14 protein-coding genes and 1 pseudogene are annotated in these 16,385 nt (G+C 47.1%); 8 read left to right on the plus strand and 7 right to left on the minus strand.

Going from position 1 to position 16,385, the window contains the following annotated elements:
• The first annotated feature begins 8 nt into the window (after positions 1 to 8).
• Positions 9 to 3,452 carry a glycoside hydrolase family 3 N-terminal domain-containing protein gene (locus ABGV42_RS23360; RefSeq protein ID WP_347383909.1) on the plus strand — a complete coding sequence of 1,148 codons (3,444 nt, stop codon included), beginning with the start codon at positions 9 to 11 and terminating at the stop codon, positions 3,450 to 3,452.
• 152 nt (positions 3,453 to 3,604) lie between these two features.
• Here the strand turns inward: ABGV42_RS23360 and ABGV42_RS23365 are convergent, their stop codons facing one another.
• Together ABGV42_RS23365 and ABGV42_RS23370 are read right to left on the minus strand one after the other, a co-directional pair.
• On the minus strand, positions 3,605 to 4,324 hold the full coding sequence (locus tag ABGV42_RS23365) for an SDR family NAD(P)-dependent oxidoreductase (protein ID WP_347383910.1): 720 nt from the start codon (positions 4,322 to 4,324) through the stop codon (positions 3,605 to 3,607).
• An 18-nt stretch (positions 4,325 to 4,342) separates the two neighbouring features.
• Positions 4,343 to 4,732, minus strand: a complete 390-nt coding sequence (locus ABGV42_RS23370) for a winged helix-turn-helix transcriptional regulator (RefSeq protein ID WP_347383911.1) — start codon at positions 4,730 to 4,732, stop codon at positions 4,343 to 4,345.
• A gap of 198 nt (positions 4,733 to 4,930) precedes the next feature.
• On the opposite strand from ABGV42_RS23370, the gene ABGV42_RS23375 reads away from it, so the two are divergent.
• Positions 4,931 to 5,485 carry an NAD(P)H-dependent oxidoreductase gene (locus tag ABGV42_RS23375; RefSeq protein WP_347383912.1) on the plus strand — a complete coding sequence of 185 codons (555 nt, stop codon included), beginning with the start codon at positions 4,931 to 4,933 and terminating at the stop codon, positions 5,483 to 5,485.
• Here ABGV42_RS23375 and ABGV42_RS23380 read toward each other — a convergent pair.
• From ABGV42_RS23380 to ABGV42_RS23390, 3 genes are all read right to left on the minus strand, one after another.
• The gene (locus tag ABGV42_RS23380) at positions 5,448 to 5,630 is read right to left on the minus strand and encodes a hypothetical protein (RefSeq protein ID WP_347383913.1); all 183 of its coding nucleotides are present in this window, start codon (positions 5,628 to 5,630) and stop codon (positions 5,448 to 5,450) included. The two genes, ABGV42_RS23375 and ABGV42_RS23380, sit on opposite strands and share 38 nt — an antisense overlap.
• Positions 5,631 to 5,717: 87 nt before the next feature.
• Positions 5,718 to 6,410: a zf-HC2 domain-containing protein gene (locus ABGV42_RS23385; RefSeq protein WP_347383914.1), complete on the minus strand. Its 693-nt coding sequence runs from the start codon at positions 6,408 to 6,410 to the stop codon at positions 5,718 to 5,720.
• Positions 6,407 to 6,898, minus strand: a complete 492-nt coding sequence (locus ABGV42_RS23390; RefSeq protein ID WP_347383915.1) for an RNA polymerase sigma factor — start codon at positions 6,896 to 6,898, stop codon at positions 6,407 to 6,409. The genes ABGV42_RS23385 and ABGV42_RS23390 overlap by 4 nt, the downstream gene beginning before the upstream one ends.
• Before the next feature lie 282 nt (positions 6,899 to 7,180).
• Between ABGV42_RS23390 and ABGV42_RS23395 the strand changes: the two genes are divergently transcribed.
• The 5 genes from ABGV42_RS23395 to ABGV42_RS23415 all read left to right on the plus strand — a co-directional run bounded on the left by ABGV42_RS23395 (position 7,181) and on the right by ABGV42_RS23415 (position 13,830).
• Positions 7,181 to 7,708, plus strand: coding sequence for an AAA family ATPase (locus tag ABGV42_RS23395; RefSeq protein WP_347384475.1), 528 nt, complete (start codon positions 7,181 to 7,183; stop codon positions 7,706 to 7,708).
• Positions 7,709 to 8,099: 391 nt separating this feature from the next.
• Positions 8,100 to 9,647 (plus strand): PTS transporter subunit EIIC, encoded by a 1,548-nt coding sequence (locus tag ABGV42_RS23400; RefSeq protein ID WP_347383916.1) that lies wholly within the window; start codon positions 8,100 to 8,102, stop codon positions 9,645 to 9,647.
• Positions 9,648 to 9,656: 9 nt separating this feature from the next.
• Positions 9,657 to 10,502: a transcription antiterminator gene (locus ABGV42_RS23405; protein WP_347383917.1), complete on the plus strand. Its 846-nt coding sequence runs from the start codon at positions 9,657 to 9,659 to the stop codon at positions 10,500 to 10,502.
• A 240-nt stretch (positions 10,503 to 10,742) separates the two neighbouring features.
• Positions 10,743 to 12,194, plus strand: coding sequence for a glycoside hydrolase family 68 protein (locus ABGV42_RS23410; protein WP_347383918.1), 1,452 nt, complete (start codon positions 10,743 to 10,745; stop codon positions 12,192 to 12,194).
• Positions 12,195 to 12,297: 103 nt separating this feature from the next.
• Positions 12,298 to 13,830, plus strand: coding sequence for a glycoside hydrolase family 32 protein (locus ABGV42_RS23415; RefSeq protein WP_431523687.1), 1,533 nt, complete (start codon positions 12,298 to 12,300; stop codon positions 13,828 to 13,830).
• A gap of 348 nt (positions 13,831 to 14,178) precedes the next feature.
• Here ABGV42_RS23415 and ABGV42_RS23420 read toward each other — a convergent pair whose 3' ends face one another.
• Positions 14,179 to 14,757: a TetR/AcrR family transcriptional regulator gene (locus tag ABGV42_RS23420; protein WP_347383920.1), complete on the minus strand. Its 579-nt coding sequence runs from the start codon at positions 14,755 to 14,757 to the stop codon at positions 14,179 to 14,181.
• A 139-nt stretch (positions 14,758 to 14,896) separates the two neighbouring features.
• Here ABGV42_RS23420 and ABGV42_RS23425 point away from each other — a divergent pair, with 139 nt between their 5' ends.
• A complete protein-coding gene (locus tag ABGV42_RS23425; protein ID WP_347383921.1) occupies positions 14,897 to 15,799 on the plus strand; it encodes a CPBP family intramembrane glutamic endopeptidase in 903 nt (300 codons plus the stop codon).
• Between the two features lie 210 nt (positions 15,800 to 16,009).
• Here the strand turns inward: ABGV42_RS23425 and ABGV42_RS23430 are convergent.
• A pseudogene (locus tag ABGV42_RS23430) lies at positions 16,010 to 16,375 on the minus strand (sulfurtransferase); the annotation flags it as partial.
• Positions 16,376 to 16,385: the final 10 nt, after the last annotated feature.

A 16,385-nucleotide genomic window follows, 5' to 3' on the forward strand; every position in this document is an offset into this window, starting at 1 on the left:
GGAGAGCGATGCAGAGCTTGATACCACAACCGAAGCAGATGACAGCCGTTCAGGAAAGTCCCTTGCGACTGGATGGCAAGGCAAGAATAAGCATGTATATGGATCAGGAGGATCCCCGGCTCGCGATCCATTGCAGAAGGGCATTTCCGGGACTTCAATATACATCCTCTAGGATAGATAAAGGTTACATGCTTGTTGTCGAACGTTTATCGGACCAAGAACCACGGCAGGGAGATCATAACCCTGAGAGCAACGATCAGGCCGTTGATGAAGTTCTGGAAGAACGGGAAAAGAGCCAGCTCCCCCCTGATGTCACTTCAATCACTGCAAAAAGGGAAGAAAAATGGGCTTGTCTTGCCGGGAGGTCGCAAGGTTACACGTTAGAGGTATCGGCCCGAAAAGCTGAGGTTTACGCGCTGGATGCGGCGGGTTTATTTTACGGATTACAGACCTTGGTTCAACTACGTGGCTCAGATGGAGACATCCCGGCCGTGTCTATATCCGACTGGGCGGATACGGCTGTACGGGCAATGAACCTGGATTTGCGCCAGACGTTCTCGAAGCCGGAGCTGCTAATCGAATATTTGGGGGAGTTTGCAAAATATAAGACGAACGCAGTGCTGATTGAATATGAGGATAAATTCCCATTCCGGGCATACCCCGAGTTCGCACACCCGAAGCATGCGTTAAGCCTTTCGCAGCTTGAAGAACTGAAGCGTACGGCCCATGAACATTTTATCGAGATTATTCCGCTTCAACAGAGCTTCGGACATCTGGAGTATGTATTGCGCCATGAAGCCTGGCGGCACCTTCGCGAAACAGAGCAGTCCACCGGGGAAATCTGTCCGTCGCACCCGGAGTCCTTCGAGTTGATTACCACGCTGCTTGGGGAGATGATTGACGCCCACCCGGAATCGCGATATATACATCTGGGCTGTGACGAGGTTTACAGCCTATGCGAATGTGAACGCTGCCAAGTAGAGTATGACGGTGTGCGGGAACGAGCCTTTATTGCCTTTTTGAACCGGTTGATTGCATTTACGGCAGAGCGAGGGAAACAGTCGATTTTCTGGCATGACATGCTCGACAAATGTCCGCCTGAAGAACTTGCTAAGCTGGATCAGCGAAGTGCAGCCATGATCTGGATTTATAATGGACGCAATATTGAAGCAGAGGTTACTTCGCATACGAATAAATTCAGATCGCTAGGCATCGAAGTCATGGGAGCTCCAGCCGTTCGTAGCTTTGACTGGGCGGAGCACCAGAATTATCCCGTATTATCGAACCGCACGGACAACTTGCTTCAGTGGGCGAAGACAGCAGGCAAGCTGGAACTTGACTGTATCGTTGCCACCAACTGGACGGGGCCGTTCAGCCTCGGTGTTCCGTATGGCATTTTTGAAACCACTTGGTATCCCATGCTGCTGCATGCGGACTTAACCTGGAATCGCAAGGCGGATGTCTCCACCTTCATCGATCGATTCCTGGAACGATTTCATGGCATTGATCCGGTAACCGGACATACTCACATCGGCAATTATCAGTTAGAGGATTATTATGAGGTGATCTGGAAGCTGCTGGACGAGGTGCAGAACCATAAGGAAGAAGCTGAACTGATTTCCATTATGCATGATTTTGAGGTGGCAACAGACCGTTCACGAGCGATCCACAAGTATGCTTACCGCTGGGAGCTGTATCCTGGCGATGATGCGGAGTGGCGCTCGCTGCAGAACAACTACACAAGAAACCGCCGTGGACGCGAGAAGGTTTTGCCCCGCATGAGGGCTGCGCTGGAACGTTTCCAGCCGCCTGCTATGGCAGAGCATTTTGTGAAATCGAGATTCTATCTGCATGATTATCTGGAACGCACACTCTATCATGAATTGGGACTGGATGCGACCTATGCGGAATCTGAACCGAAGGCGATGAGTCTTGAAGATAAAATAGCCATGATGTGTGTGGTTGGTACGCCATCGATCTGTGCCGAACCGGAATTTCGGGAGAGAATGTCGCAGCAGCGGTTTGGCGGAATCGGCATCTTTCCCCATAATGTTGAGAGTGAGCAGCAGACGCTGGCACTACTCGAAGAAGTGCAGAAGATAGCCGGAGAGTTTGGCAGCTCGTTGCCTTATTATATTTCGGTAGATGAAGAAGGAGGCACCCTGTCCAAGTTCAAAACCTTCTTTCCCTATATCCCGGGTAACCGGGCAGTGGGGTTAAGCGAAGTCCCCGAAACAGCCTATCTGCTCGGTAAATTCATCGGCAGTCAGTTGAATGCGCTGGGGATTCCGATGAACTGGGCACCTGTACTGGATGTGAACACCAATGTGGATAATCCCGTCGTCGGTGTCCGTTCTTTCGGAGAGGATCCAGGGCTGGTAGCCCAATTTGGCCGGGCTTACATCAAGGGGATGCATGAAGCAGGTGTGGCTGTGACGGCAAAGCACTTTCCAGGTCACGGCCAAGTAAGCGGGGATTCGCATGTGGTCCTGCCCGCGTGTGAGCTAACGCTTGAGCAATTGATGGAGGGACCGCTGCTCCCGTTCGTTGAGGCAATCGATGCCGGAGCGGATTCAATCATGATGGGGCATCTGGTGTTTCCCAACATTCCGGAATCCGCTGGGCTCCCAGCTTCGCTCAGTTCTTTTTTTGCCTCAGAACTGCTGCGTACCAAGCTGGGATTTGAAGGTGTAATCTGCACTGATGATATTGAGATGGGAGCGATCCGTAATCATTTCAGTCCGGATGAAGTAGGCGTCCTAGCCGTACAGGCGGGAAACGATATGATTCTAATGTGTCACACCCCTGAGTATCAGAGCCGGGTTATTGCGGGTATTCTGGCAGCCGTGCAGGACGGGCGGATCGACGAGGCGCGAATTGATGAGTCTGTTCATCGGATCCAGCAGCTATACGGTAAATTCCAACAATACCAAGCGTCTGCCCAGCCTATTCCGAGAGAGGAGTGGGATGAGGAGGCACTGAATCTGGCTCGTAAAACCGTGAAAGTCACCCGAGATCCACAACGAATGCTTCCGCTCAGGACTTCGCTGAATTATTTGCTGATTCTGCCGAAGCAGGAGCAGCTGACGCAGGCCGATAATAGCGGTGCAGCCGAGATCAGACTGGCATCACTTTTGAAGGATGCAGGAATAACGGTGGTGACGCACCACTGTTCTATGAGGCCGGATGCGGACGAGATCACGTCACTCGTACAGCAGACGGCTGGTGCGGATGTTGTGATCCAGGGTACGCTTAATGCTCATCTGTTCACAGGTCAGTTGGCGCTCGCCGAGGCACTGGCTTCGGTTAAGCCCCTACTAAATCTGGTGCTGCGCAATCCGTATGATGACGCCGTTCTGCCGCAGCAGGGTGGGAGTATACAGCTGTGTTCAACCTCTGATTATTCGCTTCGGGCACTGGTAGAGCAGCTGACGATGGCCGCTTCGAAGTGACTTGTCAGCTTGAAATGGTAGTCCATAATGAAAAGGTAAAAAGCCCGTTACTTAACGGGCTTTTTACTGTATTGAATCCTTCTGTTATTCCTTGGTTGCTATAAGGATTCTCCATGATTGGATGGGGACTGCAATAAAACATCAAGCCTTTATTATGCGTTGGTATCCGTTATCGCAGGCATATTGATTTCTTTTACGCAGGCTGCTTTGGACAGGTTCACGATGCATTTGACGATGGAAACCATATCCTGGAGGGGGATACGTGTGCCATTATATTCAGCAAGTGCACGCTCACTTCCCTCTTCATAAGGTATTTCAGCTGCAAGCTCCCCAGGGTTAATACATGTAACGGCAATGCCATCATGTCTCGTGTGCTCCCGCAGGGCCTCCGTAATTCCTCGAATGGCAAATTTGGAAGCTACAAATGAAACCTGAGTGTTATTCGAATTATTCAGACCAGCAGTCGAGCCGATCAGAATGATTTTGCCGGCCGCCGATTGCCGGAGATGGGGCAGTAATGCCTGAATGCATACAATCGCTGAAGTTATATTTACATGAATCAGATTCGAGATAGCAGCAGGAGCGTCCTGATCAAACGTATAGTGATCCTTAAACCCTTCCTTTTCCCAAATGCCTACATTGTAAATGAGAACATCCAGTGTTTCGTGCTGGAGAGCGTCGCTGACCACGTTGGCTGCATGGAGATCAGACAGATCCGCCTGTATCCATATGCGTTCTACGCCGTCATTCAGGTTCAAACTGTCAGGCCTGCTGCGAGAGATGACCCAGACCTTGTCTCCCTGCTCGGGAACACCTCTCACGAAGGCATCTCCAAGTCCTTTGCTTGCGCCAAATACGAGATAGTTTTTCAATTCAAGTTCTCCTTCTTTTCAATTGTTCGAATCGAGGGGTAGCTGATCAAGAACAGACTCTTTATTTTCCAAAAGTATAATATCTTCTCCCTGCTGCTGTCTTAATGTTATATTTTCCCGTCCCCATGCACACATCACATCCACAATCTTGTTGGCAGTAACCCCATATTCCGTAAGGCTGTATTCCACTTTTGGCGGCATCTGTTGATACACATGTCTTCTGACAAGACCGTCCTTCTCAAGCTCGCGTAATTGCTGAATCAGAACCTTTTGCGAAATGCCGTCGATACTGCGCTGCAGCTCGCCTGTCCTCTTCACGCCTGACATTAATAAACATATGATTAGCGCTTTCCATTTGCCGCCGATCATTTCAAGTGTTGCTTCGATTCCCAGATTGTATTGTTTCATGACAGTTCACCTCGTTCAGGTTACATCTTGATGAGTCGGTATAACTGTTCATTTTCTCACAACTTTGCTGATGAAGTCCATACACACCTTGAAGTAACCATCTTACTTTATTGTGTGTATTTTCTTTTTGCTGGGCCTATATGATAATGGCGTTATTCAAACAAAAGGTTTAACCTGAACGAAGAAAGGAATTCAAAAATGAAAACACTTGTGATTCTGGCACATCCAAATATTGACGTTTCGAGAGTGAATCGGCGCTGGAAACAAGAACTTGAACAGCATGCGACTGATATTACAATCCATGAGATCTACCAAGCATATCCGGATTGGAACATCGATGTTTCCAGAGAACAGAAGCTGCTCGAAGCATATGATCATATTATCTTGCAGTTTCCGCTATATTGGTACAGCTATCCGCCTTTGCTCAAAAAGTGGTTTGATGATGTTTTTACTTACGGATGGGCGTATGGGTCAAAAGGCAATAAATTGCATGGGAAAAGGCTGAGCCTCGCCATGTCCATTGGGGATAAAAAGGGAAATTACACGCGAGAGGGCTCTGTTTCGTTTAGCGTAGATGAAGTGATTACACCTTTCATAGCCAGCATAAACCATGTTGGCGCGGTAGCGTTACCGTATTTTGCAGTCTTTGGGGCCTCATTTCAGGTCACCGATGAAGAAATTAACCAAAGTGCCAAAGAATATATCAGCTATATCGTTAAGTATCGGAATGCAGCCGGAAACCTGTCGGTTTGAACAGAAAATGATATGGGATCCGTTTGCTGTTATACGGGAGCAGGGCCTGACGCAGCCTCCCGGGCGGGTCAGGACTCGTAAGCCGGATTTTCCCATAACTGATCCAGTCGGCTCCAGCTTCCGGCGTTTGGAGAGGGCTGGTCATTAGAATCCTTTCCTTTGCTCACATCAATATGGAATTCATATAGCAGAAAAACAGGGAGCACATGAGAAGCTAAACAAGCTTCCAATCCTAATTCGCATAGTGTGCTTCAACCTCCTCGCTTGCAGGTGGCAGCTCCATGCCTTCCTTCCAGAGCAGCGTCGCATTGTCCTTCGGACCGTAATAAATGGCCTTAATGGTGATTTCAGGGTTCTTCCGGTTGGCATTTAATTGATCGAGATCCACGAAGTTGTTGATATTGCCAAGACTGATCTCGGCGAATTTCTTGGATTTGATCAAAGGCCGGACTGGTGTCATATAGAAATCTCCGTCATCCTCCAAGGTGTAATTCACCTGATCCACCCGGTAACCGTCGGTCATATTCACATGATACGCGATTCTTCCATCATGGAGCCGACTGACTTTGGTGACTTTAATGACACTGGCCGGAACCTCGTTAATATTCCATTGGAATAATCCGACATAGCCGAGATATATGGCTCCGCTCACGGCTGTCGCGAGCACCAGGCCTTTCACAAAAGACGCTGTTTTCGAGCGCCGCCAATATGCCTTAAAGCTGGCCAGCCCTGTGCTTGCCTGTCTATTTTTCTCCATCACCTCAAAAGGCAGGCTGCTGCTCTGATGAAGCTTGTGTAGGGCTGCTTTACACGCTTCGCAGGTAGCCAGGTGAGCTTCGACGGCGTCTTTGGTGTTAGCACTGCATACCTCATCGTAATACAGCGGCAGCAAATCCCGAACGACTTCGCAGGATAGTTTGTTCATGGCTTTTCCTCCAGTAATAAGTCTTGAATGGTGTTCCTTGCACGATGAAAGGTTACTCTGGCCCAGCTTTCCGTTCTTCCGAAGATCTGGCTGATATGGTCAAAAGACAGCTCGCCAAACACCCGCAGCGTAAACACTTCCTTGTAAGGCTCCTTAAGGTTGTGCAATAGCTTATGGATGCGCAAAGCCTCTGTTTTGTCGATCAGTTGTTGTTCCATCGTGAGGCTGGTGCCAGACCTGGTGTCAGGCGGGGGTTCAGGTTCGAAACGTTTTTGTTTGTCCATGTACGTGAAATAAGTATTTTTGGCGATTTGGCATAGCCAGACGCTGATTTTACAATTGCCTTTGAACTGGTCAATATTCTTCACGGCTTTTACAAACGTTTCCTGAGTGATTTCTTCCGCTATCTGCTGATTTCTGCTTAAAGATAACGCAAATAAGTATACCTCCTGAAAATATTGTTCGTAGATTTGTTCCACATCGGCCACTTGTTCACCACCTTACGTATATAAGACCCGGTCACGGGGATTTCGTTACAAACAAATTAGAGAGGCATAAGCTTGACCAATGCACTGTTCTTCCCAGTGTCTATACGATCCGGTAATTGAGAAGGAATGGAAGGAAGATGGCCGGTCGGGCAGTTTAACGTGGAAATGACCAAATTAACATGTAAAGATGATACATGAGAATTGGACTTTTTTGGACAATAACCAATGAAGTACAATGTTCTAGGAAGGCTATATTACCAGAGGAGTGATCACGTGATTATCATGATTAATGGGGCTTTTGGTTCTGGTAAGACCTCCACAGCTCAAATGCTTCAACCCTTAATTGCCAATAGTATGATATTTGATCCTGAAGATATTGGACTTATGACTTGGAAAATTGCCCCTAAAGAAGTGAGGCATACCCACGAACAAACTGATGATTTCCAGGACATGGAGCTTTGGAAAACCTTGACTGTAAATGTGGCAGGGGAGGTAAAGAAGAAGTATCAAAAACACTTAATTGTGCCTATGACCCTGTATAAAGAGGAGAACTTCAATTACATTTACAATGGATTTAAAGAATTGGATGAAGAACTGTATCATTTTTGTTTGATAGCTTCAGAGGACACCATTTATAACAGATTAGTCAAGCGCGGTGACAAGGTAGGGGGATGGTCATTCCAACGGACAGCTACTTGTGTCGAAGCTTTTAGGAGGGAAATTTATCAAGAGCATTTAATTACGGATCACTTAAAAACAACTGAAATTGTAGACATTATTTTAAAGAGATTAAACAACAATTATGGATGAACTTCGTCAAAGTGACTGACTCGGCAGGCTGACTGCATCCTTTCCTCCCTTGGTCCGCCCAAGATTTGAGCTAACGGGAAACCATTAGTTCAATAAGGGGCAGTCTGCTAGTTGGCAGGTTGCTCCATTTTTAGTTAAAAAACTGATCGTCGCTACGGCTTCCGGCAAAATTCGCCGGGGACGGTCTGATAGAATCGGATAAACAGCCAAGATGAGCCATTGTCCTCAGAGTAGTGGTATTTACTGACCATTGATTTTGGAAAGTGAAGTGGTCACAATAGTAATATTGCCAAAAATGACGGAATTGTTATTTTTGTAGAAGATCAACTTTCAACGATAGACATCGATCCTTCGATGTCGTTTTAATGCTAAGTAACAGGGAGGAGCATCCATGCAGCAGGATGACCGGAGTGTCACCAAGGGGCGTAGTTCCGCAAGGGCATTAGCCACACAACTTATTGAATTGTCTGGAGGAACGGGCAATATTATCGAAAGCACCCATTGCACGACACGACTCCGACTCCGATTGCAGAACAGTGATCTGGTAGAACAAGAAACTCTTGACGGTATGCAGGAAATTCAAGGGGTTTACGTTCGTGCTGGACAATTGCAGATTATCCTTGGTCCCGCTCTTGTCTCGAAGGTTAATCGCCAGGTGAATGGCATGCTTCAGTCAGCTGCTTCGTCCATACCAAAAGAAGACGACCCGAATGGACCTGTCACACCACGGCTACACGAAGAAGGTCATATTGAATCCTACTCACTGCCGTCCATGTCTACTGCCAGCAGGTCATCCAATGATAAGGGGCTTCATTCACGAGCATTGTTACACAGGTTGATGGACGCATTCCAATTTTTTTCTGATATCGTTGTGCCCATTATTCCACTCTTCGTCGGGGCTGGACTGCTGTTGGGTCTCTTGGGACTTGCGGGAGCATTCGGTTGGGATGATCCGAGTCAAATGTGGTTCCGGATTCTGTCACTGCTGACGGGCTCCGCGTTCCAGCTGATGGCGGTTCTCTTCGGATACAACACGGCCAAGCGGTTCGGGGGAACCCCGGCGCTTGGTGCCGCTGTTGGAATTGTCATGACTCATCCGGGGATTCTTCCATTCACCGAAATCGGTGGAGAGCCAGCCTTTACTCAAGCTTTGCCCCTATCACCGCAATTCGGGTATCAGGGAGCCATAATCCCAACCGTTCTTGCGGCGCTTATGCTAACGATAATGGAGAAAGGACTACGCCGATGGATGCCGTCATCCGGAGCTGTTCTTCTCGTTCCCTTCTTAAGCTTTAGCATCGCGGGCAGCCTTGCGGTACTGGTTATAGAACCCCTTGCTCTTGGTCTGGGCCGATCGCTGGGAAGTATTCTCGAACACGTCTTCAACTACGGGAGCTTGCTTTTTGGCCTTCTGCTTGGAGGGATCTACAGCTCCATTGTGATCACCGGTCTCCACCACGGGATTCAGGCTGTCGAAGTTGGACTGATTTCCAATCCGGATATCGGCTTCAACTTCTTGCTTCCGATCTGGTCCATGGCGAATATTGCGCAAGCAGGGGCGGGTCTTGCAGTGTATGTCAGAACCCGGGACGAAGCATTGAGAAAAATAGCATTGCCTGCTTCGATCACCGCGCTGTTCGGTATTACCGAGCCAGTCACCTATGGTGTGAATCTTAAACTTGGGCGCCCCTTTCTGGGTGCGGCCGCCGGAGGAGCCGCCGGAGGAGCATATGTCGCATTTCATCAGGTTGTGGCCAATTCATTTGGGCTAACCGGATTGCCGATGATTGCTTTTATCGTACAGCCGGGGTTGATGAATCTTGTTCATTATCTGATCGGTTTTGTGCTTGCGCTGGCGACGGCTTTTACTGTTACCTTGCTGCTCGGTGTTGATCGCGATGTTCGACCAGAAGCTGATAAACTTAACGAACAGGCATAGGAGACTAACATGAAGATCAAAAAAATACTCAACAATAATGCCGCTGTGGTTAACGATCATGGAGAAGAGAAAATAGTCATGGGGCCGGGTGTTGTTTTCCACAAAGGAAAAAATGATATTGTAGACCCAAGCCTTGTTGAAAAAGTGTTTGTGATGACTGATCCGAAACGCTATAACCACCTTCAGGAAATACTGGGGACCCTGCCTGAAGAAGAAATTGCAGTCGCCCAGCAGATCATCACTTTCGCCGAGAAATCACTGGGTGTTACGTTTCATGAGCATATCCATATCGCTCTTACAGACCATCTCTCGTTTGCTCTGGAGCGGATTGGCAAGGGAATCGAAATTCGGAATACGCTGCTTGAGGAGATTCGTATCCTCTATCCAAGAGAGTTCCAGCTTGGGCTTCATGCCAAGCGTTTGATCTACGAGAAATTGCAGGTGGTCATCCCGGAAGATGAGGTTGGTTATATCGCCATGCATATCCATACGGCCTGGAAAAATGCGGGCATGAGCTATAAGGCTCCGGAAAAGACGGCCATGATCAGGGATATCGCGGAAGGTGTAGGACAAGTTGCCGGTGTACTGGATCGACGGTCTGCGAACTATGAGCGACTTTTGACCCAGCTTGAGAATATGCTGCAAACGGATGAATCAGGCAGACTCCGCAATGAACTGAATCCGGAGCTTGTAGCGATGGCAAAGATGAATTTTACCGAAGCATATACACAGGCCCGCGAGATCTGTGAAATGGTTGAAGAGGATTATGGATATGCTTTTACCGAAAGCCAACTGGTTGTGATCGCCATGGAAATCAACCGGATAGATCATCGACTTCATCCAACCTCGGATTGATTCTGATGCTTGATAAACTGAGTCCCTGGTCCTTGATCCGAATCGGGAGTTTCGATCTATAGCCAAGTTTTGATCGGACCATATAGAATAGTTATCGACAGTTGAATATGTCGGGATTGTTACTGGTAAGCAGGCAAGACCTAAAAGTCCGTTGGGATCGGTATATCCACCATACCCTAACGATTTTTAGGTCTTTTTCTGTTTTCCGGAAAAAAATGACAAGAGAGAGGGATACACCTAATGAATTTCCAGAAGATGATGAGAAGAGTGACAGCAGTAACGTTGGCAACAGCACTATTGGCAGGCGGGGGAGCTTCGGCTTTTGCAAAAGAAAGTTCAGACTACAAAGAGAGTTATGGTTTCTCGCATATTACACGCGCAGACGCCCTGAAAATTCCTGAGGAACAGATCAAAGAACGATTCAAGGTTCCTCAGTTTGACGCATCTACTATCCAAAATCTGCCTTCTGCAAAAGGGTATGATGAGAATGGTAACATCATCGACATGGATGTGTGGGATACCTGGCCACTGCAGAATGCGGATGGTACCGTAGCTGACTATCATGGTTATCAAATCGTCTTTGGCCTGGCGGGTGACCCGGATCGGGGATGGGACACATTCATCTATATGTTCTACAAAAAGGCAGGAGACACATCCATTGATGCCTGGAAAAATGCAGGCAGAGTGTTCAAAAACACCGACAAGGACGTTCCGAATGACCCCATTCTGAATCAGCAGGCAGAGGAATGGTCCGGCTCTTCTACGCTGACTACGGATGGCCATATTCGTCTGTTCTACACCAATCGTCATGGCTGGGACCCGGCCAACGGATTTTATGGCAAGCAAACCCTGACGACTGCGCAAATCAATGTCTCCGAACTTACAGAGAATACACTCAAGGTGGATGGTGTTGAAGATTTCAAGTCGATCTTTGATGGTGACGGCAAAATGTATCAAACCGTGGAGCAGGCTTTCAGCGGTGGGGATTATTCCGACAATCATACGCTGAGAGATCCTCATTACGTTGAAGATAATGGTCACAAATACCTTGTTTTCGAAGCCAATACTGGAACAGAGACGGGCTACCAGGGCGAGGATGCATTTAATAACAGAGCCTTCTACGAAGGAAGCAAGAAGTTCTTCCAGGCCGAGAGGGGGAATTTGCTGCAAAGCCCTAATAAAAAGTTAGCTTCCTTAGCCAATGGCGCTTTGGGGATCATTGAACTGAATGACGATTATACTTTAAAACAAGTGATGAAGCCGCTGATTGCATCGAATACAGTAACAGATGAAATTGAACGTGCAAATGTCTTTAAGTTGAATGGAAAATGGTATTTGTTCACGGATACAAGAGGAGCCAAAATGGTTGTGGATGGTGTCGATGCTGAAGATATCTACATGTTGGGATATGTATCTAATTCTCTGACAGGACCATACAAGCCGTTGAATGGTAGCGGACTAGTACTGCATCAGGATCTGGATCCTAAGGATGTTACCTGGACTTACGCACATTTTGCTATTCCGCAGGTTCAAGGCAACAACGTAGTGATCACTAGTTACATGACCAACCGAGGAATGTTTGAAGATCATCACTCTACCTTCGCACCAAGTTTCCTGGTGAATATCAAAGGATCCAAAACATCCGTAGTGAAGGAAAGCATTCTGGCACAAGGACAATTGACAGTGGAGTAAACCAACTCCACAGAGAGTCTGAAGAAAGAAAATGTCGATAACTATTGGCATTTTCTTTTTTTACAAGCGGGGTATTGTTATGAATATTAAAATTAGAAAGAAAATGGTCATCGGGTCTGCTGTCTGTGGTGTGATCACGCTCGCTTTCACTGTCATTCCGATCTTGACCAACAGCCCATGGCCTACAGAGGATACGGGAGTAGCCTCTCCTAGCGCGAGTATGAGAGCTAGCTTCCATTTTACAACGCCAGACAAGTGGAAGAATGATCCCCAAAGGCCGATATATCTGGACGGGAAGTACCACTATTATTATCTGTATAACGGTGATTACCCCACAGGTAATGGTACGGAATGGCGGCATGCAACATCGGGCGATCTGGTTCATTGGAAGGATGAAGGAATAGCAATCCCTAAATATACGAACCGGAACGGTGATCCATGGTCTGGCTCATTGGTTGTGGATGAGTCAGGTACAGCCGGCTTCGGCAAGGGAGCAATTGTTGCAATCATGACGCAGCCCTCTGCCGACAGCGGACAGCAGGAACAATACTTATGGTACAGCACCAATCAAGGGAAAACGTTTAAGCCATATGGAGATCGACCGGTGATCAAGAATCCGGGACAAAAGGATTTTAGAGACCCTAAAATCATCTGGGATGAGCAATCCCGAAAGTGGGTTATGGCTCTGGCTGAAGGGACGAAGATTGGATTCTATGAATCGGTTAATCTGAAAAATTGGCGATATACCGGCGGCTTCTTCACGGAAAAAGTGGGGTTGGTGGAATGTCCTGATCTCTTTGTGATGCGGGCAGATAACGGAACCTATAAATGGGTACTCGGCGTAAGCGCCAATGGCAGATCATCAGGACAACCCAATACCTACGCTTACTGGACCGGAAGCTTTAATGGCAAAGAATTTGTTCCCGACCTTCATGAACCACAATGGCTGGACTATGGCTTCGACTGGTATGGGGGAGTTACATTCGAAGATGGGGCAAGCACTGACAAAACCGATCATCGCTACGCATTCGCCTGGATGAATAACTGGAGCTATGCCAACAATACGCCCACACTGCAGGAAGGTTACAACGGCATGGATTCGATTGTTCGTGAAATTAAACTGATTACAACAAAAACGGGTGAGTATCGACTGATCTCAAGACCGATTGAGTCTCTGGAACAGGCGGTGGTCTCGGAGACTGCCTTTAAACCGATTACAGTGAAGGGATCTCATACACTTCATGTGACGGGAGATTCGTATCAGCTTGAGGCCGATATATCGTGGACCAAGATCAATAATATTGGATTAAGGCTTCGTGAATCCAACGACCAGAGCCGACATGTGGATACAGGCGTCAATGTAGAAGGTGGCTATGTCTATGTGAACCGGACCTATACCGGGAATCCTGACAGGAGTGGCCGAGACTTGGAGAGTCAAGCGGCATTCGCTCCGGAGAAGAACAAAGTTCATCTCAAGATTCTGGTAGACAAGACCAGTATCGAGGTCTTCGTCGATGATGGTTCATTGGTGTTATCCAATATCATCTTCCCCCACTTGAACGACCGTGGGATCACACTCTATGCTGAAGGGGGGACGGCAGTATTTAGCAACCTGCAGATAAAATATTTCGATTAATTGGTGGCATGGGTCGGACTGCTTCTATATTAATACGTCTAATTATCAGTCAATTCGGTTGAAGGCTAGCTTCTCCTCCATTGCCATCAAGTTGGAAGACGAAAAGCCCGCATCGTCAGATGTGGGCTTCTTTCATTTATTCTTCCCCTGTAGCCACCGAATTCTCCTCATAACTAATCCAGTCGCTCCAGCTGTAGATTGGTCTGCAATTGGTTACACAGTAGGCAGCTGTGGGCCCCAAGAGAATATCAATCCATGCACGCCCGAATAGGCACAGGCACGGAAAGTGTATTCTGCTTGGCTCTGGCCAGCTGACTTAACTCCCCGATTTATACGTCATGCTTTCCTTTAACGTATAATCCAATGGATATAGTCTTGTATCATTTCTTTGCTTCGTGTTCGATTTATCTTATCAGGCTCTAAATACAAATTGAGAGCCATTCCATTGATAAAGGCAAACAGTTTTTCTTGTTCCTTCTCTTCATCGGTTGTGCTCAGAAGACCTTCATTTTTCAAGTATATAATGCAATTCTTGATTGCGTTTTGGAGGTCCTCATAATTGGTATCGAACCCTTTTTGCGTTTTTCCATAGGTAACAAATGCAAACCAAACCTCCATTTCCAATAATGTTTGTTCATCAGTCGGGACTAGCTCAAGCAAGTATTCAACAATTCTTTCTTGAGGCGCCAGTTCTCTTGCATTCAGATTTCTTAGCCGAATAAGTACCTTTTCCTTAACTAACTCCATCGCAAACGCTAATAGGCTCTCTTGTTTTGAAAAGTAATGTCTTAAAGCTCCTTGTGATAGTCCGGCTTCCTTCGCAATCGTTCTTGACGTTGCATGATGAATGCCTTTCTCGCTAATGATTTTCCAAGTTGCTTCTGCGATAATATTCTTCATTTTCTCATGGTCCACGATTTTTGGCATATACACAGAATATCATATTATTTAACTCAACTGAAATAAATAGACGATAAAGATGGAATGTGCTAGAGTTTATTTAACTCAACTGAAATAAAAAAGAACGAGGCAAAAGCGGCATGCAACTCAAAGGAGTGCAATTGGAATGAACCAGCAATTCAAAGTAATGCTTCCAGCATGGGGAAAGGCAATCGGCTTATTGTGCATGATAATTATAATTGTTGCTGTATTGTGGTTAGTGTGGACCGGAAACTTGAATATAAGGTACACGGCTGATCGTGAGGGAGTAATTCCAATATGGCATAGTTGGTTGCCGGCATTCCTTGGCATTTTTCTAATCCGTATGATTCCTTATAAAAGTCAAAATCACCCGTCTTTCCAAAAAATGGAGAGACATCACTTGGTCGTACAATCGAGTGTGTTATTGGTGTCATGCGTTTTATTTACGGCTTCTCTTATAACGATTGACCAGCAAGGATTACATTTCGAGCTATATTATTTGGCGTTCAAGTTGACGACACTGTTGTGCATTCCGCTGATTTTCTTGCTAATTTATCGCAAAACGACTGGCGCGCAACAAGAAATTATCTCGGCAAAGCCTCGCTCTCGCAGACACGTCATTGCGCCAATAATCATTATTGTGGTCTGGGGTTATCTAAAGTTCTATTCCCCAATTGCACAACCAGAAGGAGCAATCGAAGCAACCGATTTGACAGAATTACTTCTCTTGGTGTTGATTGGTTTTATTATCAATAGTGTATTGGAGGAAGTTTTCTATCGGGTATGGCTGCAAACCCGGTTGGAGGCATTGCTGGGAAGATGGCCTGCCATTCTACTAGTTTCAATGTTATGGTCCATTTGGCATGTCGCCATTCAAGGATCTGGTCAGTGGGATGTTGATGTGGCAACAGTGATTGCAAATCATGGGGTTACGGGTCTGTTTCTTGGTTATTTATGGGCCCGCTATCGTAGAGTATGGGTGATTATCTTGATTCACGGACTCATGAATGCTTCTCCTCATTTTCTTTTGCAGATCTTGTTTCATTGAGCGGGAAAGAGCTGGATAAGTCTGCCCATGCATAGATGCCTCTATCTGTCTGCCTTTAGCCTAGTAATATATTTATTACAGTGAAAGTGGCTTCATCCTCTACATGTTGATTCCCTGTTTACGCACAGGCACTGCAAATACACCGCCCCGGGCATCAGCCTGCATGGCGGTGTATTCGTTTTTGAGATACTGTAGACCCGTGCTCCGTACCTACTCTTCCGCAGTTTCCACTGCATTCTCCTCATAACTAATCCAGTCGCTCCAGCTTCCGGCATACAGCTTCACATTGGTATATCCGGCTTCCTCGAGCGCAATCACGTTCGGGCAGGCCGAGACGCCGGAGCCGCAGTATACGATGATGGGCTCGTCCTTCGCCAGCTTTCCAAAGCGTTCTTCCAATGTACTTACGTCAGACCACCGACCTTCTGCATTCAGTACATCCTTCCAAAAATAATTCTGCGCACCCGGAATATGTCCGGCCTTGGCGTCAATTGGTTCCTCCAGCCCCGCATAGCGGCGGGCATCGCGTGAATCAATCAGCACCGCTGAGCTATTCGCCGAAGCGTGCTGAGCATCCCCAGTTTAT

The sequence above is a fragment of the Paenibacillus pabuli genome, from assembly GCF_039831995.1.
GTDB lineage: Bacteria > Bacillota > Bacilli > Paenibacillales > Paenibacillaceae > Paenibacillus > Paenibacillus pabuli_C.

Bases quoted from the DNA above. Each gene is read 5' to 3' on its own strand.
- ABGV42_RS23360 (WP_347383909.1), top strand. From the start codon at position 9: ATGCAGAGCTTGATACCACAACCGAAGCAGATGACAGCCGTTCAGGAA.
- ABGV42_RS23370 (WP_347383911.1), bottom strand. From the start codon at position 4,732: ATGAAACAATACAATCTGGGAATCGAAGCAACACTTGAAATGATCGGC.
- ABGV42_RS23375 (WP_347383912.1), top strand. From the start codon at position 4,931: ATGAAAACACTTGTGATTCTGGCACATCCAAATATTGACGTTTCGAGA.
- ABGV42_RS23380 (WP_347383913.1), bottom strand. From the start codon at position 5,630: ATGACCAGCCCTCTCCAAACGCCGGAAGCTGGAGCCGACTGGATCAGT.
- ABGV42_RS23385 (WP_347383914.1), bottom strand. From the start codon at position 6,410: ATGAACAAACTATCCTGCGAAGTCGTTCGGGATTTGCTGCCGCTGTAT.
- ABGV42_RS23395 (WP_347384475.1), top strand. From the start codon at position 7,181: ATGATTAATGGGGCTTTTGGTTCTGGTAAGACCTCCACAGCTCAAATG.
- ABGV42_RS23400 (WP_347383916.1), top strand. From the start codon at position 8,100: ATGCAGCAGGATGACCGGAGTGTCACCAAGGGGCGTAGTTCCGCAAGG.
- ABGV42_RS23405 (WP_347383917.1), top strand. From the start codon at position 9,657: ATGAAGATCAAAAAAATACTCAACAATAATGCCGCTGTGGTTAACGAT.
- ABGV42_RS23410 (WP_347383918.1), top strand. From the start codon at position 10,743: ATGAATTTCCAGAAGATGATGAGAAGAGTGACAGCAGTAACGTTGGCA.
- ABGV42_RS23415 (WP_431523687.1), top strand. From the start codon at position 12,298: ATGGTCATCGGGTCTGCTGTCTGTGGTGTGATCACGCTCGCTTTCACT.
- ABGV42_RS23420 (WP_347383920.1), bottom strand. From the start codon at position 14,757: ATGCCAAAAATCGTGGACCATGAGAAAATGAAGAATATTATCGCAGAA.
- ABGV42_RS23425 (WP_347383921.1), top strand. From the start codon at position 14,897: ATGAACCAGCAATTCAAAGTAATGCTTCCAGCATGGGGAAAGGCAATC.